General features: G+C 57.4%; 21 protein-coding genes, 1 pseudogene and 1 CRISPR repeat array. Of the genes and pseudogenes, 7 read left to right on the forward strand and 15 right to left on the reverse strand.

Features of this window, described 5'->3' with window-relative positions:
* Positions 1 to 26: 26 nt before the first annotated feature.
* Complete coding sequence (locus JN12_RS13060) at positions 27 to 2000, forward strand: tetratricopeptide repeat protein (protein WP_145023419.1); 1974 nt, start codon at positions 27 to 29, stop codon at positions 1998 to 2000.
* Here the strand turns inward: JN12_RS13060 and JN12_RS13065 are convergent.
* The 3 genes from JN12_RS13065 to cas1e form a co-directional block, all read right to left on the reverse strand.
* Positions 1993 to 2739, reverse strand: coding sequence for an energy transducer TonB (locus JN12_RS13065; protein ID WP_170241919.1), 747 nt, complete (start codon positions 2737 to 2739; stop codon positions 1993 to 1995). The two genes, JN12_RS13060 and JN12_RS13065, sit on opposite strands and share 8 nt — an antisense overlap.
* Positions 2740 to 2868: 129 nt before the next feature.
* Positions 2869 to 4240: direct repeats of the CRISPR family, unit length 29 nt; unit sequence CGGTTCATCCCCGCGGATGCGGGGAACAG.
* 66 nt (positions 4241 to 4306) lie between these two features.
* Positions 4307 to 4630, reverse strand: coding sequence for a type I-E CRISPR-associated endoribonuclease Cas2e (gene cas2e / locus JN12_RS13070; RefSeq protein WP_145023423.1), 324 nt, complete (start codon positions 4628 to 4630; stop codon positions 4307 to 4309).
* Positions 4611 to 5534, reverse strand: coding sequence for a type I-E CRISPR-associated endonuclease Cas1e (gene cas1e, locus JN12_RS13075; protein ID WP_145023425.1), 924 nt, complete (start codon positions 5532 to 5534; stop codon positions 4611 to 4613). Before cas1e ends, cas2e begins: the two co-directional genes overlap by 20 nt.
* Before the next feature lie 77 nt (positions 5535 to 5611).
* On the opposite strand from cas1e, the gene JN12_RS13080 reads away from it, so the two are divergent.
* On the forward strand, positions 5612 to 5863 hold the full coding sequence (locus JN12_RS13080; protein WP_145023428.1) for a CopG family ribbon-helix-helix protein: 252 nt from the start codon (positions 5612 to 5614) through the stop codon (positions 5861 to 5863).
* Positions 5841 to 6125, forward strand: a complete 285-nt coding sequence (locus tag JN12_RS13085; protein WP_145023430.1) for a type II toxin-antitoxin system RelE/ParE family toxin — start codon at positions 5841 to 5843, stop codon at positions 6123 to 6125. Before JN12_RS13080 ends, JN12_RS13085 begins: the two co-directional genes overlap by 23 nt.
* 29 nt (positions 6126 to 6154) lie before the next feature.
* On the opposite strand, the gene JN12_RS21220 is transcribed toward JN12_RS13085, so the two are convergent.
* The 11 genes and pseudogenes from JN12_RS21220 to JN12_RS13140 form a co-directional block, all read right to left on the reverse strand.
* Entirely contained in the window at positions 6155 to 6214 is a 60-nt protein-coding gene (locus JN12_RS21220; RefSeq protein WP_145023490.1) for a type I-E CRISPR-associated protein Cas6/Cse3/CasE, read from the reverse strand.
* On the reverse strand, positions 6215 to 6574 hold the full coding sequence (locus JN12_RS13095) for a transposase (RefSeq protein WP_145023432.1): 360 nt from the start codon (positions 6572 to 6574) through the stop codon (positions 6215 to 6217).
* A complete protein-coding gene (cas5e, locus tag JN12_RS13100) occupies positions 6574 to 7251 on the reverse strand; it encodes a type I-E CRISPR-associated protein Cas5/CasD (protein WP_145023434.1) in 678 nt (225 codons plus the stop codon). The genes JN12_RS13095 and cas5e overlap by 1 nt, the downstream gene beginning before the upstream one ends.
* Entirely contained in the window at positions 7241 to 8464 is a 1224-nt protein-coding gene (cas7e, locus tag JN12_RS13105; RefSeq protein WP_145023436.1) for a type I-E CRISPR-associated protein Cas7/Cse4/CasC, read from the reverse strand. Before cas7e ends, cas5e begins: the two co-directional genes overlap by 11 nt.
* A gap of 34 nt (positions 8465 to 8498) precedes the next feature.
* The gene (gene cas6e / locus JN12_RS13110; RefSeq protein ID WP_145023438.1) at positions 8499 to 9185 is read right to left on the reverse strand and encodes a type I-E CRISPR-associated protein Cas6/Cse3/CasE; all 687 of its coding nucleotides are present in this window, start codon (positions 9183 to 9185) and stop codon (positions 8499 to 8501) included.
* Complete coding sequence (gene casB, locus JN12_RS13115) at positions 9182 to 9703, reverse strand: type I-E CRISPR-associated protein Cse2/CasB (RefSeq protein WP_145023441.1); 522 nt, start codon at positions 9701 to 9703, stop codon at positions 9182 to 9184. Before casB ends, cas6e begins: the two co-directional genes overlap by 4 nt.
* Before the next feature lie 137 nt (positions 9704 to 9840).
* A pseudogene (casA, locus tag JN12_RS13120) lies at positions 9841 to 11229 on the reverse strand (type I-E CRISPR-associated protein Cse1/CasA); the annotation flags it as partial.
* Complete coding sequence (cas3, locus tag JN12_RS13125) at positions 11226 to 13907, reverse strand: CRISPR-associated helicase Cas3' (protein WP_145023445.1); 2682 nt, start codon at positions 13905 to 13907, stop codon at positions 11226 to 11228. The gene cas3 and the pseudogene casA, both read right to left, overlap by 4 nt.
* Entirely contained in the window at positions 13829 to 14380 is a 552-nt protein-coding gene (locus JN12_RS13130) for a transposase (RefSeq protein WP_246125862.1), read from the reverse strand. The genes cas3 and JN12_RS13130 overlap by 79 nt, the downstream gene beginning before the upstream one ends.
* 266 nt (positions 14381 to 14646) lie before the next feature.
* Positions 14647 to 15159, reverse strand: a complete 513-nt coding sequence (locus JN12_RS13135; protein WP_145023449.1) for a 3'-5' exonuclease — start codon at positions 15157 to 15159, stop codon at positions 14647 to 14649.
* A gap of 133 nt (positions 15160 to 15292) precedes the next feature.
* Positions 15293 to 17551: an NADP-dependent malic enzyme gene (locus JN12_RS13140; RefSeq protein ID WP_145023451.1), complete on the reverse strand. Its 2259-nt coding sequence runs from the start codon at positions 17549 to 17551 to the stop codon at positions 15293 to 15295.
* 326 nt (positions 17552 to 17877) lie between these two features.
* Between JN12_RS13140 and JN12_RS13145 the strand changes: the two genes are divergently transcribed.
* Both JN12_RS13145 and JN12_RS13150 read left to right on the forward strand, forming a co-directional pair.
* Positions 17878 to 18378 carry an HIT family protein gene (locus tag JN12_RS13145; protein ID WP_145023453.1) on the forward strand — a complete coding sequence of 167 codons (501 nt, stop codon included), beginning with the start codon at positions 17878 to 17880 and terminating at the stop codon, positions 18376 to 18378.
* Positions 18375 to 19346, forward strand: a complete 972-nt coding sequence (locus tag JN12_RS13150; protein ID WP_145023455.1) for an ROK family protein — start codon at positions 18375 to 18377, stop codon at positions 19344 to 19346. The genes JN12_RS13145 and JN12_RS13150 overlap by 4 nt, the downstream gene beginning before the upstream one ends.
* Positions 19347 to 19420: 74 nt before the next feature.
* Here the strand turns inward: JN12_RS13150 and JN12_RS13155 are convergent, their stop codons facing one another.
* The gene (locus JN12_RS13155) at positions 19421 to 21259 is read right to left on the reverse strand and encodes a UbiD family decarboxylase (RefSeq protein WP_145023492.1); all 1839 of its coding nucleotides are present in this window, start codon (positions 21257 to 21259) and stop codon (positions 19421 to 19423) included.
* A gap of 734 nt (positions 21260 to 21993) precedes the next feature.
* On the opposite strand from JN12_RS13155, the gene JN12_RS13160 reads away from it, so the two are divergent.
* On the forward strand, positions 21994 to 22773 hold the full coding sequence (locus JN12_RS13160) for a PEP-CTERM sorting domain-containing protein (RefSeq protein WP_145023457.1): 780 nt from the start codon (positions 21994 to 21996) through the stop codon (positions 22771 to 22773).
* A 51-nt stretch (positions 22774 to 22824) separates the two neighbouring features.
* Positions 22825 to 24999 (forward strand): multicopper oxidase family protein, encoded by a 2175-nt coding sequence (locus JN12_RS13165; protein WP_145023459.1) that lies wholly within the window; start codon positions 22825 to 22827, stop codon positions 24997 to 24999.
* Positions 25000 to 25255 lie beyond the last annotated feature (256 nt).

Raw genomic sequence — 25255 nt, forward strand, 5'->3', positions numbered from 1 at the left:
AAATCCCCCTCCGTACGAGCCTGTCCGTGACCCAAAAAGACAAACTCCAGGAGAGCGCTCAAAGATTTATCGCCAAGGGACAGTTCGACCGGGCTATCAAGGAGTATGAACAGCTCCTCTCGCTCGAACCGGCCAATCTTGGCATCCGGCAGCGCATTGCCGACCTTCTGATCCGCTCCAATCGGAAAGAGCAGGCTATCGAAGAATACACGACCGTTGCCAGGAATTATGCCAACGGTGCCCACTACCTGAAGGCCATTGCCGTCTACAAGCAGATTCAGAAACTCACCCCCGACAATCCCGACATAGCCCTCAACCTCGGCTCACTGAACGAAAAACAGGGGCTGACCGGCAATGCCATTGCCGAATATGCCTCGGCCCTGAAGCTTTTCGAGAAGGCCGGCGAAGCCGGCAGAGCCCTCGGTGTGCTGGAGGCGATGCTGGTCGTCGACCCCCGAAATCCACAGATTCTGCTCAAGTATTGCGAGGCTGCCTTCCGGGCCGGGAAATCCGAGGTGGCGTATGAAAATTTCTCGACCCTGGCCCTTACGCTGTGCAAGCGAAACGATACGGTGGCCCTCGGCTCGGTGCGGGAGCGGGCCCGCACCCTTTTCCCGAACCAGCCTGACCTCCTGTTGAACGTTGCCGGACGCCAACGGGAAGCAGGAGATGACCGGGGCGGGGCAGCCATCCTCCGGGATCTCCTTGCCCGCGAACCGGGCAACCAGGAGGCGTGGCTCCTTCTCCTGGAGATCCTTGGCCAAGGAAGTGACCGAACGCCCTATCTGCAGTCCTGCCGTGAATGCATCGACGCCCTGCCGTCCTTGCCGGCCCCGCGCGAACGGCTGATCCGGGCCGCCATCGATGACGGCTCCTGGGAAAGCGCCTGCGCTCTGTTGGCAGAACATGGCCCGACGTTGCGTGCAGCGGAAGCGACTGAAGCTCTTGCCGGCTTGGTAGAAGCGCTTTTTGCCAAGATACCATCCGACCCCGCACTCCTTGCCGAATTCACCCGGGCAGTGGAGGCATGTGGATTTCCCGATCTGGCGGAAAGCACCAGACAACGTGCAGCGGAAAGGGAGGAGCTCGCAGCGGCGACCGGCGGGCCTTCCGCTGGCTTCACAGAATCGGAACCCCTTTGTCCCACGGAACCCGAGGTCCTGGCGGAACCGGTAGCAGCATCCGAAGAGACACCCGCTGCCGATTGGGAGGTCGAACTCGACCTGTCCCCCCTCGCCGGAGAAGAACCGTCGCTTTCGGCAGATCAGGAACAGCAGCCAACTGAGTGGTTGGAAACGTCCGGCGAAGCCGAAGCGCCGTTGCTGGGCTCCGCAGACACCCTGGTAGAAGTAGAGGTTGAACTTGGCGAACTACCCGACGATGCCCCATGGGATGAGTCGGAAGCCCAGCTCCAATTGCAACGGGACGTACCACGGGCAGAGGAAGATTTCGCAGCTGATCTTGGCGAAGCGCTGGCAGGCGAACTCGAAGATCTATCGTTCGATTTCGGAGAGTCGGCCGAAGCCGAGGGTGAGATCTCGGCCATCAGGCGGGGCGTGGACGAACAGTTGGGACAGGATGACGCTGAATCCCATTACAACCTGGGGATCGCTTTCAAGGAGATGGGGCTTTTCGACGAGGCAATCGCCGAGTTCAGGGTGGCCTCCAAGTCGACGGAGCGCAAGGTGGATTCACTGGTCCTGCAGGGTCTCTGTTACCGGGAAAAGGGCGATACCGACAAGGCCATGGCCGTGCTCAAAACCGGCATGGGAATCCGGGGACTGAGCCGCGACGAACTGCTCACCCTCAAATACGAACTTGCCCTGCTGTATGAAGGGAGCGGCAACAGTGATGAGGCCGTGACTCTCTTCAAAGAGATTGCCGTCGTCAACAGCCGCTTCCGGCAAACCGCGCAAAAGCTTGCCGCACTGGGCGGGACCAGAGGCAATGAAGGGTACGTCACCCTCTCTCTCGACGATCTCGACGACGATCTTACCTGAATCCCACCCCTTTTAATCCTTCGCCAATACGCATCAGGCTCAGAGGCGGTATTACCCGCAAAGGTGCCTGGAAAAAATCACCGGCGAACGCGGCCGGCAGCGGGGGCAGGGGCGATGACGCCTGAACCGCGGCCAGCACCGCCTGATCATACTGCTGCCTGCCGGAGCCGCGCATCAGCTGGCAGTTGACCACCTTGCCATCACGGGCCACTACGATCATCACCATCACCATCCCCACCCTGCTGTCGTCGGCTTCCGGGCGCTGCCACCACCTGTCGTTGATCTGCTTCACCATCTCGAAGTAGTATTCGCGGATCTCATCCCGAAGGGTTTCACCCTCTCCAAGACTCCCGAAGTATCCCCTCCCGATCCCAAGGCTGATTGAGGTACCACCGGTGGCAACAGGCTGTGCCTTTGCCGGCTCGGTGACCGCTTCCGCCTTCTTGGCCGAAGGCTCGTCGGCATCCGGCGCAGGTTTCTCTCCGAGTTCAGCCAAGGGCTGCGGCGTCGGCACCGGTTGTGGCGGAGCAGTGGGAGCGGCCCCGGGGGTGGCTTCCGGCATGGTCAGATCGACAAAGGCCACGGTACGGCCATCGCCGCCCCCTTGCGGGGCCAGAAGTACAACAGAAAAGACTGCCAGGTGCACGGCAAGGGAGATGACGAGCATCCTGGCAAGGCGTTCACGGGTAGGGGCAGGACGGATTTCGGAAGGTTTGTCGGTGAGTTGGAGTTCTAGCATGGGGTGCATTGTGGACCAAGGAGGTGGAATTTGCAATCATTGAGAGGCAAACCACCAGCCTCCTGCAGGCAAATTGCCCCACAGATGCGGGGAACAGATCAACGGCGCAAGGCTGGACGACTTCAACGCCGGTTCATCCCCGCGGATGCGGGGAACAGTCGCTCTTTCGCACCGGCAAGCGTTCCCTGCCCGGTTCATCCCCGCGGATGCGGGGAACAGGCCTCAATATCGCTCGTCCGCCATACCGTAATCGGTTCATCCCCGCGGATACGGGGAACAGTTTCCCACGCCCGTCCAGCACACTCACATGCTCCGGTTCATCCCCGCGGATGCGGGGAACAGGTTGATAAATTCCTCAAGAAACAGGCTGACACCGGTTCATCCCCGCGGATGCGGGGAACAGCGGATACTCGATATGCGGCATCTCGCTGGTGTCGGTTCATCCCCGCGGATGCGGGGAACAGCAGCCTTCTCCATCAGCGGAGCACCGTTACCACGGTTCATCCCCGCGGATGCGGGGAACAGATCTCATCGGCTGCATACTCCAATTGATAATGCGGTTCATCCCCGCGGATGCGGGGAACAGTTAAATTCAATCTTCGCATTTTGCACATGTTTCGGTTCATCCCCGCGGATGCGGGGAACAGGGACCGCCCGCGGGCATACTTTACCGCGCCGACGGTTCATCCCCGCGGATGCGGGGAACAGTTATTACTTCCAAGAAGTAACGATTCCAGTTACGGTTCATCCCCGCGGATGCGGGGAACAGCTCTACCGTGACAAGTGGGATCGGACCGGCTACGGTTCATCCCCGCGGATGCGGGGAACAGGGAGCGGCTATCAACGGTCAACCCTGCTGACACGGTTCATCCCCGCGGATGCGGGGAACAGACCACTCAAACGTATATCCTTGTCTTCGGCCACGGTTCATCCCCGCGGATGCGGGGAACAGTTCCAGAAAAAGTCATGCCACGCCCCACGGGTCGGTTCATCCCCGCGGATGCGGGGAACAGGCGGTGGCGAGATACAACGGGGCGGGCAAGCAAGGTTCATCCCCGCGGATGCGGGGAACAGATCACGGGCGTAATGCCGATCAGGTCCGACGACGGTTCATCCCCGCGGATGCGGGGAACAGGCATCGACCGCCGCCACCGGAATGCCAAGCTGCGGTTCATCCCCGCGGATGCGGGGAACAGAGGCTCTAAGCCGGCCGGATTGCCTGTGGATAAGGTTCATCCCCGCGGATGCGGGGAACAGGGTAGGGGTTTTCCGCTCCTCCAAGCTGGCGACGGTTCATCCCCGCGGATGCGGGGAACAGGGACCGCCCACGTAGCTACTTTACCGCGCCAACGGTTCATCCCCGCGGATGCGGGGAACAGGTTTTCCCCGCTGACGTAGCTCTTGTATTCGACGGTTCATCCCCGCGGATGCGGGGAACAGGGGCTTTCGTCCTTTTCTGCGACGGCCTCCTTCGGTTCATCCCCGCGGATGCGGGGAACAGACTTCTTCTATCTCTTTGAAAATTCATTCAATTTTCAAAGTCCCAAATTCTACCGAATTTTCACCCTTATTTCGTACCGCTTACCGGCACGTCATCATCCACACATTTGCCGTTTTCCGGCAGGAACGATACCAGCTTTATCCCGTCCATCTCAACCGGAATCCTCCGGTTTTGCCCCAAGGTAAGAAAATCGAACCCCGACTCGTTATTCGACGTCCAGGCCATGACCGCATTACCGTCATCTATCCCCTTTTCCAGATTGTCCCAGATCATCTCCCGCACCCGCCGCGAGACATCCCCCACATACACCCCGGCCCGCACCTCCACCAACCACAACCCAAGACGCCCACGCAGACGAGGCGGCACGTTCTCAACCACGATGACCAACATCGCCAATCCCCTCCTTGTTCGGTATGGCTATCTCCACTGCTTCCTCATGGGCCTCGAGCCTCTCCACTCCTCCGGCGGCAAGCACTTCTTCTATTGTCGGTATGATCTTGTCCAGCAGCTTGCTTTGCCGAAAGGCATCCCGGCAGGCAAGCCTGACTTCCCGCTCCGGATTGCCCGGTTTCCTGGCCGCAATTTTGAAAGCCACCGGTACCACCGTCTCGAACTTGAAGATATCGGCAATGTCGTAGACGAACGACTGGGGCTTGCCGGTATGGATGAACCCCACCGCCGGAGCGTAGCCGGCAGCAAGGATCGCCGCCTCGCAGATACCGTAAATGCAGGCGGTAGCCGAGGAAAGACAACGGTTGGGAATATCGCCGCTCTCCCATTCGGTATGGTCGTAGTTGCGGCGTTTCCATTCGACACCGTATTGCCGGGCCAGCAGTTCGTACATCTTGCGCACCCGTACCCCCTCGATACCGCGCAACTGCTCCACGCTGCGCCGTTCCGGCGGCTCTTCCCTGAAACGGAGCGCATACATCTTCCGCACTACCTTCAACCTTGCGGTATCGTCAAGCGCCAGCTTTGCCTGGTAGAGGAGCCGGTCGGACCGTGCCCCGCCCGGCTGACCGGCGGCATAGAGCCGCACCCCGGCCTCCCCGATCCAGACCAGCAGACACCCGACCCGAGCCGCCAGCACCACGGCAGAGTGGGAAACCCGCGCCCCCGGCTCCAGCATCAGGCAGGCCACCGAGCCGATGGGGATGTGGGTGCGGACGCCGTTTTTGTCAACGACCACAAAAGAGCCGTCGATGACATCCAGATTGCCACGCTCCACATAGACCACGGAGATGCGGTCCTTGATCGGGAGCGGCTTCAAGGGAGGGAGGATCGGTTCGGTCATGACAATTGTCTCCCGCTAAGAAATTAGTACCTGGACAGTTCATTTCTGTTATAGTTTTACCACCAAAGGAGATGACGATGAAAAGCGCTTCAGTTACCGTCAAGCTGCCGGAGCCGGTTAAAATCCGCCTGGACCGTCTCGCCAAAGCCACCCACCGGAGCAGATCATCTCTCGTATCAGCCGCTGTCGAGGAGATGCTCTCCGTCGAAGAGTGGCAAATCCAGGGAATCAAAGATGCCATTCACGAGGTTGATTCCGGCAACCTGATCGCCCACGAAGATATCAAGCTGGAATGGGAAACCCGCCTTGCACGTCAAATGGACAAGTAGGGCGCGTCGTGACCTCTACAGCGTTGAGGCGTACATCTCGCAGGACAACCCCACCGCAGCTGCTGAAACGGTATTAAAGATCATCGCGGCTGTCGAATCACTTTCCGGGTTCACCGACATGGGACGGCCGGGCAGGGTTCCAGACACGCGGGAGCTTGTCATTCCCGGCCTTCCTTTTATCGTTCCGTATCGAGTCACCGGCTCAACCATCATTATCCTTCGCGTTTACCACACATCCCGCAAATGGCCCAATAGGCTGTAGGGGCGCCGCTTGCTGCGCCCGGCTGGTTCTCACCCCCGCGCCAACGACAACAACCCGCAACCGAATGCCTTGGCCGGGCCGATGCCGATTCACGCATGATCGGGATGTTCCTCATCATCCGCCCAATTCGCAGGATTGGAATGAATGTAGTCCCGAACGGCGGAGAGTTCCGCCTCGTCGCGGATGACCCGCTCGTAATAGTTACGCTGCCACAGCCGGCCGGGGAACGGTGGCCAATTGTGATCCGTAACGCCATGAGCATATTCGACAGTGGTCAATGACTTAAAGGCCTGGACAATCCGCCCCAATGAATTGTCACATGTCCCGTAGGGGCGATCCTTGTGATCGCCCGGCTTCTCAATGACAATCGTTTCATGGCGAACACAAGGTTCGCCCCTACGGTCCGTAACAACGATGATCCCGTGAACGTACACCCGACGCACCAGCATCAACCTATCTCCCCCGCCTGCCTCGTTCGCACCCTTCTCGGTGAAAATGATCGCCGCTCCGTGGCAAACGACACCGGCATATCGGGGAGACTATCCCGGCCATCGGCAAAGCTTTCCACCTCCTCCTGCCTGGTAAAGGTTTCGAGCGCTCTTCCCCCGATGAGAAGTCGCAACGCTTCTTCACGACTATCCCGTAAACCGGCTAGGACCGGGGCTGTAGGGATACAGGTCTTTCGTCCCAACCAGACGCCCCACACCGGATTTTCCAGGGCATCGGCAACCTGCTTAAGCAACGATGCATCACCCTCAAGCAAAACGCCAAAGGAAGCATCCGTCAGATACTGACGATGGGTGATGTGGCAATCTTTGTTTTTTCCCTCGGCAGTCCTCGTGTTCTGAACGGTGTGATAGTCCTGCAACCGTCTGACCGGCAATTCCTTTTTCACACCATTTCTGGGGATGGCGATTGCGGTCATGCTCATCTTGACAAAAGAGGCCAGAAACTCCTGCTCACCGGCACTGCCGCGCGACAGGCCGAGCGCGGCGCAGCACATACCGGCAATGGCGCTCTTGGTCGGCATGAGACCGGTGTTGCGGCGGTTGTATTGGCTGTCGAATCCCCACGACTGGAGCGGCCCTTCCAGCCGCAGGGCCAGAAAGGATTTGTCAGATGACATGGGCCACCATCCCGTCTATCAGTACATCAAATGAACAAGTCTCTATCTTCCCAAGGTTTTCTTTTACCTGTTCCTTCAGGCCACTTTTCACAACAGCTTTAGCAAAAGCAGAATCAATTCCCCAAGTTTCCTTAAGATCAGCATATTCAAGATTCATCCGATTTATCGATTCAACCGCAAACCCCTTCATTGAAGGTCGTACAGGACTTTCAAATGCATTGACCAATTGGATAGGATGTCCTTTCTCCCGTACAATACCAAGCACATACACCGGAAGCGTGTTACCATTCATGGTCGTTTTTCGTGCACTTGGAATTGCTTGAATAGTCGCCTTTAAGAATGTCTTTACAACCTGCTTTCGAGTCTCGGTGGAACGTACAGTTTTCCCATCTTCCACGACATCTCCCAAGTGGTCGTCTTTTGCCAGCTCATCAAGATTTAGAGCGGCAAATCGATAGTACGTGGCAGAATTAAACTCCAACGTGCTGGTCATCCCCGCACCAGCTTCATCTTTATTCAGATCATCTACAGCGGCAAAAAAATCAATCTCGTTATCAGCCTTGTGCGTTGAAAGGATGTGCGCAAACATAGCTGCGCCGTCAACCTTCAATGATGGGTCATTGGCAACCATTCTCCCGAAAAGCGCTATATCTGCCGCATCTTTCAACTGCGCCGACTTGATCACTTTGGAAATTGCACCTTTTTCCAAAATTTTCCCCATCGCTTTCAAAACCTTCTCTTTGTCCTTGTCATTCCCGTCGGTAGCAGCCTTTTCCAGAGCTTCGACAGAATTCTTAACTTCATCAGAGGTTGCTATTGCGTCAGCAATCGCGTCGTATTCAGCTTTTGAGAAGAACATAATGGTCTTGATTTTCTTGTAACCTTCGGAGTCAACTTTTGAATCCAAGGTTTCAATAACATCCGCCACCTGTTCAGCGATTGCGGTAGCAACCTTTGAAAAGATTCCTCTTTCTACGAGACGTGTCGATAACGTGTAAACCATCCGGCGAGTACGATCACCGCTAAACAAGTCTGACTTTTCTTCATTAGCAATCTCCTTCGCCATCTCCCGGATCGCCCGCTTCCACGACTGACTAGATACTCGCGCCCGCTGGACGCCGCCAAATATAGCGGTCTTGGGGGAATTGAGATCGTCACGGTTAAGACAAGCAACGGGTACGGATTGAATGATGTGCAGTTCCAGATGTTTCATTGGTCGTATCTCCTCTTGGTATATGTTGATTCACTTATAGGTTGATTGGAGCAAGCAGCAGCAGGCCGAAACCAAATCCCTTGGCGCTGCCGATGCCTGACTGATAGGTTTCTATAAATCGTGCTCTATCGGTGATTTCCAGAGTCCCGCGAAACTGGACACCGCCGTGATATGCACTCTCTCCCTTTTTGCGGAAATGACTTTCCACCATCGGGCTGATTTCAAGCGGCTTTTCTTCCACGATACGAAATCCTCCGGGCACATCATCTCCGGTCTCATTATCCCGACAGCGGACCTCTCCCTTACGAACAAGCCATGCCCGCAATTCGTCCGACTTAACCAATGGCACACGCTTGCCGCGTTTCCGCCTGCCGTTTTCCCCCAGCAGCGGCTGACCACTTTCATCCCGCTGTACAAGCGCCCTTACCGGATTCGCCCGCACGTCGAAGGCATAAAACCGATGTGACAGAAACGTTTCGGCAATCTGTTTGAGATCAAAGCCGTCAGTGGAGCACCACCGGGGACAAACCGGTTTTGTCCCGGACAAGACCCACAACCTGAACGCTCCCTCCAACGGATCAATCCTGGTCAGAAAATCCCGCTGCGCATCAGGGGCATTCGGGAAACAGTCCCAGAGCTTCTTGTGCCAGGCGTAACTGTCGAAGATCCCCTCAGCGCGGGCAGTTTCCGCCTCCACATCCAATCGCGCCAGCCAGTTCATACGGCCTCCCCGTCAACAGGCTCGTTTCCCGGTGTCCAGAATGAGGCGGCCCACTCGGTTTTAGTCCGCTCACCCCAATACTTCAGATCATGCAACAACTTTTCGTAATTGACCGACACTCCCTGAGATTTTGCCATGAGCACCATTCTCATGACCCGTTCCGGGACTTCGCTCTTGTCTGCCGCGAGCAGATACTGAAATCGCCGTTCGGTCGGCGTTAGATTCTTTTTCTTGGAGCTGTCGGCATTGCCACTGAGCTCCGATACTTCCTCGCCTCGCGCCCGCTCAATCTGCTTGCAGGTATCGCCAAAATTCTTGACAGTTTCCGAATCGCCCTCGGGATGAGTGGCAAAAAGACCGGCAACAAAAGCCGGGACATCCTCTGTGATAGGCACTCCGAGGCGATTCAGCACCGGCCATGCACGATGCTTCTTGTTCTCCACAAGAATGCACCGGAGATTGGCCATCATGCCCCGGTCATCCTTGTTCTTGCGGAGTCGTTCGAGAAGGCTGCTCATGGGTTCTCCTCCCTGGTTTCATTGTCATTACTCTCCGATTCCGGTTCATCCTTCGCAGAAGTCAGTTTCTGCCACCCCTTGGCGAACGCTTTCATCTGCCGTGGCGTTTCCTGTCCGCAGGCTATGCGATAGGCTTCGCGAGCAGCAGCATAGAGTTTGCTCCGCCACATTTGCTTTGTTGGGATAGCATCATTGGAACCAATGGCTTCGATATGATTCATGAGAAGTTGGAGATTACTTTCGACCGTTGTCCAATAATGGCTTGTAGCCGTCGAACCAAGCCCCTTACCATCGCTTGGATCAAGTTCCAGCCGATAAAGATATACCGCCGTATCCAACAGATTCGCCACGCTTTGTGCCGTTTGCACCTCACTGGCGTAGGTCGCACATCCAGTCTCAGTGCGGAATTGTCTTGAGATGTGAAACCTCGACTCAACAGAGTCCAGAATATCCTGCTTACCAGGGTTTCTGACCAATGCTCCGACCCATATGTCGATGGCCTCTCCTTCCAGATGGTTCAAGTTCAGGGCATGTGAAATGGTTCCGCCCGAAAGGTTGTACTGTAAAATCGCATCCAATTGCCGCCAAGGGCGAATATTCAGCCTTGCCCCAACCAAAAACCGTTCTTGTTTATTCTTCATTTTCCTGATCGCTACCGACGTATTGAATTCCTGTGGGAAGTCGGGATATGTGGCATATCGAAGCGCCTCTCCGTACAGCATTTTAGTGCCACCCTCTAAAAAACGAATTGCTCTTGAGAGGGGTGTCAACCGTCCCAAAAATGTTTCGCCAGACTTTGCATCTGTTACGTTCATCGGCATTTGTTCCCACACAGGGCGACCGAGCCAATTTTCGCCGGGCGATCCGCTCATAAAAAAAGACAACTCTTCAAAATCACATAGGTTTATACAAACCGTTTCCGCAACATCTTTTCCGACAAGAAATACGTGATACATCGAAGAGGTTATGCAAGGTGCATCTTTGGCAGAATCCGGGGTGGCAACTCCATTCCACAAAGGCCGAGATAGCAACCCGCAGGTTGAAAAATTCTGAATCGAGATCAGCCCAAGCACCAACTGAGTCAAATCAAATAACCTATCTGAGTTATTAGCCCCCTCATGATCAAAGAGAGTAGAGTTTGAGCCGCTCGCCAATGAAAAATCGAGCTTTGCGAGAGGTGTAAACGACTTTTCATCATTCTCCTTGGCAGGTTTCAAATTCGCCACCTGCAACCACGGCTTCGTCGGGTGGAACAACTCAAACGAATCCTTCCACTCCGTCAAGTACGTTCGCGCCGCTTCCGGCAAACGCTTCGGCACCTCGCACCATTCGTCATAATTCTTCGGTCCATCCAGCGCGGCATGGGCAACGCAGAGAAACAGTCGCATCAAGGCGACCCGCTCGTGCGGGCGTACCGCCAGATCGGCGTATTTCTCCCCTTCGGCAAGCACGCTGCACAAACTTGCCAGTTCTCGTCTGCCCGAGGAGCTTACAACCGGTATCCACGGGTCAAAGGCAACATTCATACCCCCTCCTTTCCTGAAGTCTTCTCGACAAAAAGCCCCATCTCATCCGAATAAAACAGCCTGATTCCATCCTTCAGCCCTTTGGCCGCTACGCGCCCATCATCGCCGACAATACCGACGCAGTGGCTCTCGTAGATGTATTCCGTAAACTCCGGACACGGCTCCACCCGCTCGAAATGGTGCGCCGGAACCTTTACCAGATTTCTGTGGACAGCCTTGGCCGTGGCAAACCGGAACGTATCGCCGCCAAGTTCCGCCTGAGTAGCGTCAACAAAGAATGCATCCTGCTTGGTCATGCTGCGACAAAGCACCATCGACACCGTCTGCAGCTCATTCAGACGGGTCTGAACGCCTTCCTGATCATCAAGAGGGGGTTGCCAGATATTGCTGCTCATCTGAGCTTTCATCCTCTTCGCCGAATCCGTGCCGTACCACTCGTTGTATAGTTGGAACCATGCATCCGGTTCATCATCTCGATCCTCGTACGTCAGTTCGATCAACTGCCGTATCCGGGACGGGATCGTTACCCCTTCTGTCTGCGCCTGCCAGACTTCAAGAGAGCGGAGCAGAACAAATGGGGCGTACACTTTTGCCTTGCCGCCAAATGCCTCGATAATCGCTTTTGGCGGCATCCGGCGCAGTTCATCAAGAGGCTTCTCTTCCTCGATGATGCAGATACGCGGTGCATTTGCCGGTCTGTTTCCCCGCTCATGCCGCCAAAGCCGCCCGAGTCGTTGCAGCAGCATATCGGTTGGTGCCAGTTCGGTAATCAGGAGATCGGCATCGAGATCAACGCTTTGCTCCACCACCTGAGTGGATACGAGGATGGAACCGCATCTGGTCTCCCCATCTTTGCCGAAACGCTCCATCCATTCCTTTTCAAGCGACTCCCGCCGCCAATAGGGAAATCGCGAATGCAGCAACCCAAGGGGGAATTCACCGGCAACCAACTTCTTAAGCTGTTGGAACTGCTTCTGGGCCGCGCCGACAGTGTTGCAGATCCAGAGCACGGCCCCACCCTTGCGGGCTATCGCTATCGCCTCTTCGACGGCGTTTTCGGCAGTTGTGAAAGCCACCTGTATTTTCCGCGAAACTGGCGGAGTTGCCTCAACCGGATCGAGAGACGCTCCTTCTGTTCGGCCCGAGATAAGCGGATATGGTTGATCCGCGTTTTCAATCTCGTTGGCGTGAGTTGAGACAATCTGCCCGCGCCGCTTGCCTGTGAGTGTGGCTGAGAGGATGATTACGGTACAACCGAGCCCTTCGAGGGTGGAAATGAGCTTGTCGATGAGGGTTCCGGTGTAGATGTCATAGGAATGAACCTCGTCGAGAATCACCACCTTACCGGCAAGGGCGAAGTGCCGAACGAAGAAATGCTTGGCCGCAACAACGCCGAGCAGGGCCTGATCAACGGTTCCGACACCAAAGGCAGCAAGAAACGCCCGTTTGGCCGATGCAAACCAGTCTCTCCCGTTCCGTGCGTCATCCGTCGATTTTTCCTGCCTGCCGTTTGATGCCGGGCTGAAATCCTGGTCATGCTGCAACAGCCACGAATTGCCGTGAATAAGCCGACTCCGGCCCGATTCGGGGGCAATGCGTTCAAGGAATTCGTTCATACGCAGATGTATCCGGTTACTGGTCGCCTGCGTCGGCAAGGCAAAGTAGATACCGCGTGCTTTTCCGTCTGCCATCAATTGATAGGCAGCGCCAAGCGCAGCCTCGGTCTTGCCCATCCCCATCGGCGCCTCGATCACATAGACACCTGGGCCGGTAATCGTTGCCAGCGTCCTTGCCTGCATATCGTTCGGCAAGAAGCCGAATATTTCCTTGAACGACAGCCCCGTTTTCAGCACCGGAGCGATAAGGCCTATGCTGTCAAGGGCATGACGGGCAATAGTGGCAATATCTTCATCCGCAGTCCTGGGATCAGGGGAAAAGAATCGTTCGTCAGAGCCGATCCAATCGGCAACGGACGTAAGACCGGCAAGCCACCAGATTGCTGGCGATTCACCGCTTAAGGCTTCAAAGCGGTCCGTCGCCTTGAAGTAGTCCCAAATTCTTTGGGCATTCTGGAAGCGTTCGACGTTCCAATCAATACCACTGCGGGTGTCGGTGATCTGTTTGTCCGGCCTTATGCCGCGATCAGTGGGGAGATATTTCAGCCGACCATGATGGGCACCAAGCGCTGCGGCCACATACTTTGCGATGCCTCTGGCGACGCCCTTCTGAACCAGAAACTCCTGTACCGCTGAGTGTGAAACCTTGCCGTGATCAGGTTCTGTCCCTGTGTCCCAACAGCCGTTACGGGCAATAGTCGCCAGACCGTTTTCTGCAAGCCAAGCCTCACATTTGCGCTGGAAGCCTGGTGAGATCTTGCCGAGATCATGGAGAGCGGCTAGAGCGCCAACCATCGAAGCCAACAGGTTTAAACGTTCGAGAAGTTCCGGCGACGATTCCGCGATACATTGTGCCACGCAGCCGACATTTATCATGTGGTCGTAGACGGAGATGCCCGGCTTCCCGTCTGTAATGGTCTTCGCCCAAAAGTGAGTCATCATCTCCCCTCCACCCATCCCCCACAAACCGTTGCGAGACAGTATCACAAGCCAATGACAAAGTGCGGGCGCGGCAAGCAGCGTCCCGACACAACATCCGGGTTTTCCTCGTCGTCGGCCCACTTGGCAGGGTTATCGGCAATATATTCCCGGATACCCGCCAATTCACCGTCGTCGCGGATGACCCGTTCATAATAATTGCGCTGCCACAACCGGCCCGAAAACAACGGCCAACCATATTCGTTCACCCCATGCACGTAGGCGTTTGTGGTCATGGATTTGAATGCCTGGACGATACGTCCTACAGACCCCGTCGCCGTACCGTAGGGGCGAACCTTGTGTTCGCCCGTCTTGCGAACCGTGCATTCGTCCGAAAAGCATGGGCGATCACAAGGATCGCCCCTACAACCAATCAGCATGATGATCCCGTGAAAATGGTTCGCCATGACCACGTATCCATCCAATGCCACATTCGGAAAACGTTCCGGCAGCTTTTCCCACACAGCCCGAACGACAGCCCCCGCCGGATTCAAGCACATCATCCCATCAACCACGGCCCCGAACAGGCATTCCCGCCCCTGCACGCAGACCGTCACGAAATAAGCACCGCCCGCAGAATAATCATAATCCTGCAGCCGGATCGACCGACGGTGATGAACGTCAGGGCATAGTTCATTCCGTTCCCCCTTCTCCCAACACCGCCCCCCCTCCATCCGGCTTTCACAAAGGAGGGAGCCATCAAGACATCCCCTTCCCTCCCCCCACAAACCATTGCCGGATAGACTACCACAAACCAGCGACAAAATAAGTCACACTTAATTTAACAATCACAATCCGGATGCGGGGCGGGGTAGCCCCACCCCTACGCCCTATTGGTCAACTCCAGCCACACCTGCGCCGTCATCCGGGCGTCGTCCAGCGCCCTGTGCCTCTGTGTCCCCGCCGGAAACTGGCCGAACAGGTGGCGGTAGACCGTATCCAGCCGGTGATTGGGGATATGGGGGAGTTTTTTACGGGCAAGGCGCACGGTGCAGTGCCAGCAGTTGGGGAGCCGATGTCCGAGAAGGTGAAGTTCGTGGCGGACAAAGGCACTGTCGAAGCTGGCATTGTGGGCCACCAGGGCCGCACTCCCGACGAACGCAAGAAACTCGGGCCAGACCTCTTCCGGGCCGGGTTTGCCGATAAGCATCTCTTCCGAAATGCCGTGCACCCGGAATGCACCGTAGCTTATCGGCGCGCCGGTGCTGATCAGGGTGGCCAGTTCGGCCACGATAGTGCCGTCTTCGATGACTACGGCGCCGACCTCTATGACCCGCCCCCCTCGCCTCATCGACAGACCGGTAGTCTCCACGTCCACCACCACGATACGCTCCATTTGCTGCTCCTTCTCTCCCGTCTTGCCGAGCGCAACCGGGGCGACCGCACACACCCTATCGTATCAGACAGGATACAAAAAAAGGGGGCCGGACAGGCCCCCTCGTTCAGGTAACGTTACTGCAAAGAATTGCTCACGAATTCTGGGCATCCACCACGGCGATGGCCGCCATGTTGACAATATCACTCACATCGTCGCCCCGCTGCAGGACGTGCACCGGCTTGTTCATACCCATCAGGATCGGACCGATCGCCTCGGCGCCACCCAGGTGGTGCAGGAGCTTGTAGCAGATGTTGCCGGAGTTCAGGTCAGGGAAGATGAGGACATTGGCAGCCTCTTTCAGTGACGCGAACGGGAAGCTCTTCTGCAGGATCTCCGTAACCACGGCGGTGTCCGACTGCATCTCCCCGTCAACGATCAGGCCCGGAGCCTTTTCCTTGACGATCTCCACGGCCCGCCTCACCTTCTTGGCCAGCGGATGGTTGGCCGAACCGAAGTTCGAGAAGGAAAGCATGGCAACCGTTGGTTCGATGTCCAGCAACCTCGCCTTTTCCGCAGCAAGGATGGCGGTTTCGGCCAGTTCCTCGGCGGTCGGGTCGATGCTGACCGTAGTGTCGCCCAGGAAGTAGATCCCCTTCTTGAAGACCATCATGTAGAGGCCGTGCACGCCGGAGAGTCCGCACTGTTTGCCGATCACCTCAAGGGCCGGGCGGATGGTCTCGGGGTAGTGGGTGTCAATACCGGCGAGCAGCGCATCAGCATCACCCTGGCGCACCATCATGCAGCCGAAATGGGTACGGGACTTGCGGGTCATCAACCGCCTGGCCTCCGATTGGGTAAGCCCTTTGCGCTGCCGCAGCCGGAAGAGTTCGTCGGCGTATGCGTCGGACTTCTCATAGGTAGCCGGATCGATGATCGGTACGTTGCCGTTGAAGTCGAGTCCCAGCTCCTCCATCTTGGCCGAGATCTTCTCCTGGTTCCCGATGAGGATCGGCTGGGCGATCCCTTCTTCCATGAGAACATGCACCGCCCTCAGGATCTTTTCGTTGTCCCCTTCCGGAAAGACGATCCGCTTCGGATCGCACTTGGCCTTGTTGATCAAGAGCCGCAGGGTTTCCTTGGCCTTTCCCTGCAATGCCTCCAGGTGCTCGACATACTTGTCCATGTCCTCGATCGGTTGGCGGGCCACCCCGGTCTCCATCGCCGCCTTGGCAACGGCAGGGGCCACTCTGAGCAGGGCGCGGGGATCGAACGGCTTGGGGATGATATAGTCACGGCCGAATGAGAATTTGACATTGCCATAGGCGCGGCAGACCGAATCCGGACACTCATCCCGGGCCAGTTCGGCCAGGGCATAGACCGCTGCCTTTTTCATCTCCTCGTTGATGGAGGTGGCCCGAACATCAAGGGCACCACGGAAGATGAAGGGAAAACCGAGGACGTTGTTCACCTGGTTGGGATAGTCGGAACGACCGGTGGCGACAAGAACGTCGCCCCTGACCGCCCTGGCCTCTTCCGGGGTGATCTCCGGATCGGGGTTGGCCATGGCGAAGATGATCGGGTTCACGGCCATTGTGCGCACCATCTCCGGAGTGAATGCCCCCTTGGAGGAGAGCCCGAACAGGACATCCGCCCCTTCTGCTACCTCTTCGAGGGTGCGAAACTTGGTATCGACGGCAAAGCGCTCCTTGTACTTGTTCATCCCCTCGCTGCGCCCCTGGTAGATGACCCCCTTGGTGTCACACATGACCAGATGTTCCTTCTTCACCCCGAGGGAAATGGCCAGGTTGGCGCAGGCAATGGCCGCGGCCCCGGCACCGTTCACCACGATCCGTATCTCTTCGATCTTCTTGCCGATCAGCTCCAATGCGTTGATGAGGGCAGCCGAGGAGATGATGGCCGTGCCGTGCTGATCGTCGTGAAAGACCGGAATGTTCATGGTCTTCTTGAGCTCTTCCTCAATGTAGAAACACTCCGGTGCCTTGATGTCCTCCAGGTTGATACCACCGAAGGTCGGCTGCAGGAGCTGACAGGCCCGGATGATCTCGTCGGGGTTCTCGGTGTCGAGTTCGATGTCGAAGACGTCAATGTCGGCAAAGCGCTTGAAGAGAACCCCTTTCCCTTCCATGACCGGTTTGCCGGCCAGGGCGCCCAGGTTGCCGAGACCCAGCACGGCAGTGCCATTGGAGACAACGGCCACCAGGTTCCCCTTGGCCGTATACTTGTAGACATCTTCGGGATTCTTCTCGATCTCCAGGCAGGGCTCGGCAACACCCGGCGTATATGCCAAAGCGAGGTCCCGGGAAGTAAGGCACGGTTTGGTCGCAACAACCTCGATCTTGCCTTTACGCCCCATGGAATGGTATTCTAGCGCATCAGTTTTCTTGGTCATGCATAGTCCTCCCCTGTTTTTAGTATTAGTAAAATAACTTTCTACCCCACCAACAATATTACCCAAATAACACAACCATTAGCAGAAGTTGGCTAAGATATGCCCATTTCTTCCACCCTGTCAAGGGTTTATTGATAATAAAATATAAACCTATTTTATTGGAATAGATTCGTAAAACGCTTGTCAAGACCGGTCGATGTGTTAATAGAAAATGACACGGCTCATATTTAGCCATCCGGCAATTGGTTATCGGTCCGGCACATTAATCACTAAGCAAATTTTCATTCAAAGTTTTTAGTCTACCAGCCAAAAAGGAAATTGCACCTATGGAACGCCTGTGGGCACCCTGGAGGATGGAATACATCCTGAACAACAAGTCAGCCGACTGCATCTTCTGCCTCCCGCCCGACCTGGAATGCGACCCGGAACGGTTGCTCCTGTACCGTACCGGACTCTCGCTGGTGATGCTGAACCGGTACCCTTACACCAACGGTCACCTGCTGATAGCACCCAACCGCCACACCGCCGAAATCGAAGGGCTCACGAGCGAAGAAATGCTCGATCTCTTCCGGACCCTCGGGCTGTGCAAACGGATGCTGCAGGAAACGGCACGGCCCGACGGATTCAATGTCGGCATCAATCTCGGCCGTGCCGCCGGGGCAGGGGTCGAGGACCATCTCCACCTGCACATCGTGCCCCGGTGGGGTGGCGATACCAACTTCATGTCCGTCATCCCCGACGTACGGATCATGCCAGAAAACCTCACCGTCACCTTTGAGCGCCTCCTGCCGGCCTTTCAGACCGCGGCCCGCCGGCCTGAACCGTGACAGCCACCAGGGACACCAGAGACGTCACACTGGCCATCGACCTGGGAGGAACCAACCTCAGACTGGCCCTGATCAGCAGGGATGGATCGATCATTGCGCGGTTACGCCGCCCCACCTGCGTAACAGGCGGCCTGTCCGCGTTCGTCGATGGTCTTGGATCGGCCATTGAGGAGCTGCGCACCGAGGCGCTCCACCGGCACAGGGCCATTGTGGCCATCGGAGCCGGGGTTCCGGGACTGGTGAATGGAGCAGGACTGCTCCACAAGGCGGTCAATCTCCCTTTTCTGGACGGTCTCAACATCAATGACCTGCTGCTGGCCACCACCGGGCTGCCGGCCGTTGCCGCCAATGATGCCAATGCCGCTGCCGTAGGAGAACTCCGCTTCGGAGCCGGACAACCGTTCTCGTCATTTCTCCTGTTCACCCTGGGGACCGGGGTTGGCAGCGGCCTGATCCTGAATGGCGCTCTCTGGACCGGACACGACGGCATTGCCAGCGAATTCGGCCATACCACGGTGGAGCCGGCGGGGATCGCCTGCCCCTGCGGCAACCGGGGGTGCCTTGAGCAGTATGCCTCGGCCAGTGCCTTGCTGACCGAGGCGCGACAGCAGCTGGATGCCGGCACCACAAGCATGCTCGCCGAAACCGACCGGGAGATGCTCACCGCTGAAACCGTCGGCCAGGCAGCTGTCCAGGGGGACCCGCTCGCCAGGCAGCTCCTGGCCCGCGCCGGGCGCTACCTGGGACAGGCCGCGGCCACGGCAGTCAATCTCCTCAACCTGGAGGCCTTTATCCTGACCGGCGGCATGGCCGCGAGCTTCCCCTTCATCGCTCCGGCCATGGCAGCGGAACTCAAGGCCCGCGCCTTTCCGGCGGCAACGAAGCGGGTACGGGTACTGCCCGGTACGCTGGGGGACGACGCCGGACTTCTGGGGATGGCGGCACTGGCATGGGAAAAGGGGCTGTGAAGGGAGACAATCGTGATCAGCGAAGATCGCCGGTTCGAGGAGGCCAACAAAGGGACATTTTTCGGTCCCCGTCGTCAAACAAGCCCGTGCAACGGCCCACCGGGCGCACCCAGAGCATCAACCCGTCTTTCTACCGCCGGATCATCGATGAGCGGCGGAGCGTGGTGCGGTTTACAGCGGGCGTCTATCAGCAGCGGCCCGGCGCACCCCCAGTGCTTGCACATCGTGGCGGCCTTGACCCCATAGATATCCGATGCGGGATTGGAGCGGGTAAAGACCGTCCAAAGAAAGTTGTTGAGACTCCTGGCAACGAACTCGCTATCGTCCACGAGCAGCAACAGGGGAAATCCAGCCAGCCCCCCCTGCCCGGCAAGAACGGTGCAGAACTCCTCCACCAAAGGATCAGCGGCATTCCTGTCTGCGCTGTTGGCCGAACCGTTCACGGCCAGGATGCCGGGAAGGACCACCCGCGGCGCGCCGAAGCCTTCCGGCAGCCGGAGATCCGACGGCAGTTCCGCAGCAAGCTTCCGACGAGCCGGGCCGACAGCGGCAATGACCACCTTGGAGCCGCGGTTCAGACCGCTCCCCGAGTAGTCCAGGGTGTCGATGGTGGTGCTGGTCTGGAAGTGCAGGTCCCGTTGCCAGTCGACCCTCTCCAGCATATGCCGGAAAAAGGCCGCGATATCGTGAAGATCGGGCGGATTGTCCTCGTGGGCCGCGATGAGGAGGTATTTGGCCAGGGAGAGCTGCCCCTGCCCCAGGATGGCGTTGGCGATGGTGAGCAGTTCCAGCGGCTCCCGCTCCGCGGCATACGGCACGTACCGCTCGCTGCCGACGGCCAGGAGCAGCGGATGGACGCCGGCAGCATCCACGGCGTGCACTCCTCTCACCCCCGGAAGGAGTGTGGGGATAAGGCCGCCGGTCAGTTCATGAATGAAGGCACCGAACGAGGTATCCTCCTGGGGCGGCCGGCCGACGGTGGTGAAGGGCCAGATGGCGCCCTCCCGGTGATAGACATTCTCGACCCGCAGCACCGGGAAGTCGTGCACCAGGCTGTAGTACCCCAGGTGGTCGCCGAATGGCCCTTCCGGCAGGGTCTTGTCAAGGTCGATGGTGCCGGTGATGACGAAATCGGCCTCGGCCGGCATGGGGAGTTCCCCTGGCCGGCAGACCATGGGGAGGCGATGGCCGGCCAGGAGCCCGGCGAACGAGAGTTCCGGCATCCCTTCCGGCAGCGGCATAACCGCTGCGACGCTCATGGCCGGTGGTCCGCCGACAAAGATGCCGACCTTGAGCGGCGCCTCCCGCTCCAGGGCCTCGGCGTGGTGGACACCGATACCGCGGTGGATCTGGTAGTGAATGCCGATCTCCCGGTCCTGCTCGTAGCGGTTGCCGGAGAGCTGGACCCGGTACATCCCCAGGTTCGACCGGCGGAAACCGGGCGCAAGCGGGCTCTCGGAATAGACCTGCGGCAGGGTGATGAAGGCACCGCCGTCATCGGGCCACGACTTCACCTGCGGCAGCTGATCGATGGTGGTCCGGTGTGACAGGATAGGTCCGCGCCCCACCGCTTTCGGCAGCAGAGAGAGGGCTGCGGGGAGGGTCGAGACGTAGCGCAGAGGATGCCGCAGCGCCTCGGCCGGGTTGATCTTCAGCGCCACCAGTCGATCGATGGTGGCCAGGGTATCGCGAAACAGAAAGCGGGTCCGCTCCAGGGTGCCGAACAGGTTGCCCAGCAGCGGGAAGCTGCTCCCCTTGACGTTGGTGAAAAGGAGTGCCGGCCCCCCTGCCGCGTAGACCCGCCGCTGGAGCGCACCAGCCTCCAGGTTCGGGTCGACCTCAACCTCTATCCTCGTCAACATGCCATGTCGTTCCAGGTCAACGACACATTCCCGCAGATTGCGATACCCCATAGCCATCCTTTATCCGGCAGAATCGAGACAGCACATTATGTAATGCACTCTTGCGCCGTCGTCAATATTTAGGGTCTGCCAGGAAGATTAAATAGTCGTTGTTGAGTGTCGAGATTCTTTACACATGGCGCCGCGTAAAAAAAACAATAAACCAGACATTTACATAAACATTTCAGCCAATTAAAAGCTAACCAACCTCTCAGCAATCACAATTTGACATTATTTTTTCTATATCGTTCAAAAATCTTTACACTATCGCCTCCAAACAAACCGCCCCTTGTCCGTCCATCTGCCCCAAAATGATCAGTAACATATATTTACAGTGTGTAAATTTTCTTTACATCCCCTGTTTAACGTCAGAATTCCACCACGTTCCGAGCAACCAACAATTCAGTTCGTAATCATTCGCATATTTCCACTCAACGCCATCTCAACAATAATGGCACGCTATATGCTTGAAGCAGAGCCCCATCATTAACAGACATACATCTAGTTGTCCCAAAACCTATAAAAAACAGCATATTGTAATGTCGACAGCTTTTACACCAAACCACCACACCAACACAACATGCTGTATTTGTTTAACATTCAGTTTGGCACACATTATGCCTAAAATACAAATCAATTGACTACTCATACGTAGCACCATGCAACAGTTACGCATCAAACCAGAAGAAACTTATGTTTATTTTCCAGTAAGTTGCTGAACCAACACAGAAAAGGGGGATACAAAGATGAAAAGAAAAATCATTCTAACCGTACTGGTCGGGATCGCGCTGCTGGTACAAACGTCATTGGCTTCGGCCTTCTACCTGAACCTCAACACCCAGGCCAACAGTATAGCCGATCTGGGTACCGCCCTCTCCGTGACGACCGGCACCGTCGTTCTCGACCCCAACAATTTCTCGTCCACCGCCTCGGCTTCCCTCAGTTCCCCGTACGGTACCGCCTTCAGCATCGACGCCCAGACAGCTCCGAACCTCGCCTATGCCCAGGCATCGGTATACGACCTTAACCACCAATTCGATGCCATCGGCCAGGTTATGAACACCAACCCAAACGCCGACCTGACACTCATCGGCACTGACGGAAACGTTTTTGGCAACGCTGCGGCATCGTACAAGCAGTTTTTCACCATAAACGGCGCTGGCACCGTTCAATACGACGGGTGGTACTCGGTACTGAAAGACATCCAAGACCTGACCGGAGCAAACGAGCCGATCCATGCACGATGGAATGTCCTCTTCACGCTGGGCAACACGAGGACAGGTCTTTCAACCTCAGCCTCGGACAGCGAAGACTACTTCATCAACGCGTTCTCGTCTGGTCGGGCCGGTGGCGACTTTGTAAAATCACTGTATCTCCCCGGTTTTGCCAATGGCGATCAAGGTTATGTCTACGCCTATGCCAGCACCGACGTCGTTCCGGAACCGGGAACCTTTCTGCTCGTCGGGGTCGGTCTGGCGGGATGCGCTTTATACCGTCGCCGGAACAGTGAGAAAATCCAAGCATGAACTGAGCCTGTCGGAACAATCAGTATAATTTCGAGAAAGGAGTGAATCGACATGAAAAAGATAAGCAGACGTAAATTCCTGCAGATCAGCGGCCTGGCAGCGGGGGCATCCATGCTGCCACTTCCGGTGAAGTGGCTCGGACGCAACGATGCCTTTGCCTTCTATCAGAGCCCGGCCAACAAGATTCCCCTCTTCAAGACCACCCTGCGCGGTGTAGGCCCCGGGCAAATACCGGTGGCAGCATCGGACGGGGTAACAGCGACAGGTGCGGCCCATTACTCGATCGACATCAAGCAGTTCCAGGACAGCGGCGTCTGCCCGACCCTCGGCCCGACCAGCCTGTGGGGATACAACCCGGTCACCCCTCTTGGCGGCGGTAGTCAGCCACAGAAGCACCTTGGCGGAATCATCGTGGCAAAGAAAGGGTCGCCGGTTCAGATCACCTTCACCAACAGACTCCCGGCGAATCCGATCATTCCGGTCGACAAGAGCAACTACTTCCCCGATGCCCAGATAAGCGTGAACCGCACATCCACCCACCTGCACGGTGGGTTCGTGCCGTGGATCAGCGATGGCGGCCCCATGGCCTTCTTCGATCCGAACGGTAACTACGGACCGTCAATCGCCTCTGGCAGTACCAACTTCTACAAAATTCTGAATCCCGGGCTCCTGTCGGGCCAAGGAGAGGTGTATTATCCCAACCAGCAGAGCGCCCGGTTGATGTGGTACCACGACCATGCCCACGACATCACCCGCACCAACGCCTATGCCGGGATCGCCACTGCCTATGTTCTCCGGGACGACTTCGAGGGAAACCTCCGGAACATGGGACTGCCCCCGTTCATCGAGGACTCGGTCCTGGGAGGGAAGCTGGTCCAGGAACTACCCCTGATATTCCAGGACAAGATCTTTGTCGGGGCAAACATCAACACCTTCGACCCGACCTGGAAATCGATCGTCGACCCGTCCGCGACGACCCCCGGCAGCCTTTGGTACCCGCACCTCTACGAGCGGAACCGGTGGCGCCGCAGCACCGGCCTCACCCCCCCCAACCCCAGCTGCATCCCCGAGATGTTCGGCGACACCATGCTGGTCAACGGCACGGTCTTTCCGGAGACAACCGTCGAAGCTCGCCGCTACCGGCTGCGGATACTCAACGCCTGCCAAGCCAGATTCATGAACCTGCAGCTCTACGTGGACGACGGCAGCCCGGACGGGATCACCCTGGAAACAAACCCCCTCAGCCCGAACTTCGGCAACCCGACAAACGCCCCGTTTGTCGATGCAGCCCAGAACCAGCCGGCCGTTCTCCAGATCGGGGCTGAAGGTGGCTTCCTGCCGAAGCCGGCGCTGGTCCCCACCAACGCTCCGTTCGCCGTCAATCCGGTCACCGGCCTCGCCATGGGGAGCCTCTTCCTGGCGCCGGCCGAACGGGCCGATCTGATTCTCGACTTCGGCAAGTATTCGGGAAAAAACATCATTCTCTACTCGGACGCCCCGGCTCCGTTCCCTATGGGCGATCCGCGCAACGACTACTTCCCGAAGTGGAATACGACAGCAAACCCGGTCAACGGACTGACGACCCCGGGGTTTGGCCCCAACACCAGGATACTCATGCGCTTCAAAGTTGTTGCAGCGACCGGCTCTGACCTGCCCCTGACGATCACCAAAGACACCGACCTGTCGCTCGGTATCGATCCGTTCCTGACACCTCCGGGAGGTACGCCGCGGCGCCTGACCCTGAACGAGAACTTCGATGCCTGGGGCCGCCTCCAACAGCGGCTCGGTACCGATGCCCTCGCCGTGCGCGGGGCCGGCATGGCGTACATGGATCCCTCCACGGAGAACCCGGCAGCAGGCACCACCGAGGTGTGGGAGATCTACAACCTCACCGGCGACACCCACCCGATACACCTGCACCTGGTGAACTTCCAGATCCTCAACCGCCAACCGTTCGACGCGGCTCAGTACATGGCCGGAACCACCGTCTTCACCGGGCCGGCCATCCCCCCGGACCCGAACGAATCGGGGTGGAAGGAGACAGCCCGCATGCATCCGGGAACAGTGACCAGGATACTGATGAGGTTCGACCTTCCCACAACGCCGTTTGCCGTCCCGAACAGTCTCAATCCCATGTTGGGAACGCCAGGGAAAGAGTACGTCTGGCACTGCCACATCCTGGAGCACGAGGAGCATGACATGATGCGGCCAATGGTCATTACCTGAGTCTCCGACCGGCTGAGGTTACTGAAACGGGCTCCTCCGACGCTAACGGGGGAGCCCGTTTCGTTTCCATACCTATCGCCTCTCTCCCTACCCCACCGATCCGATCATTTTCGGCCACCGCTTATCATGACCACTCCTCACCCATTTTAAAAACATGGTTTTACACTTAATTAAAAGTGGCATCTCCGTTGCATTTCGCATAATATATCGTAACCTTACTATTAACCTCAGCCAATAAACCACCACACAAAGGAGA

Source organism: Geobacter argillaceus, assembly GCF_007830735.1.
GTDB classification, from domain to species: Bacteria; Desulfobacterota; Desulfuromonadia; order Geobacterales; family DSM-12255; genus Geomobilibacter; species Geomobilibacter argillaceus.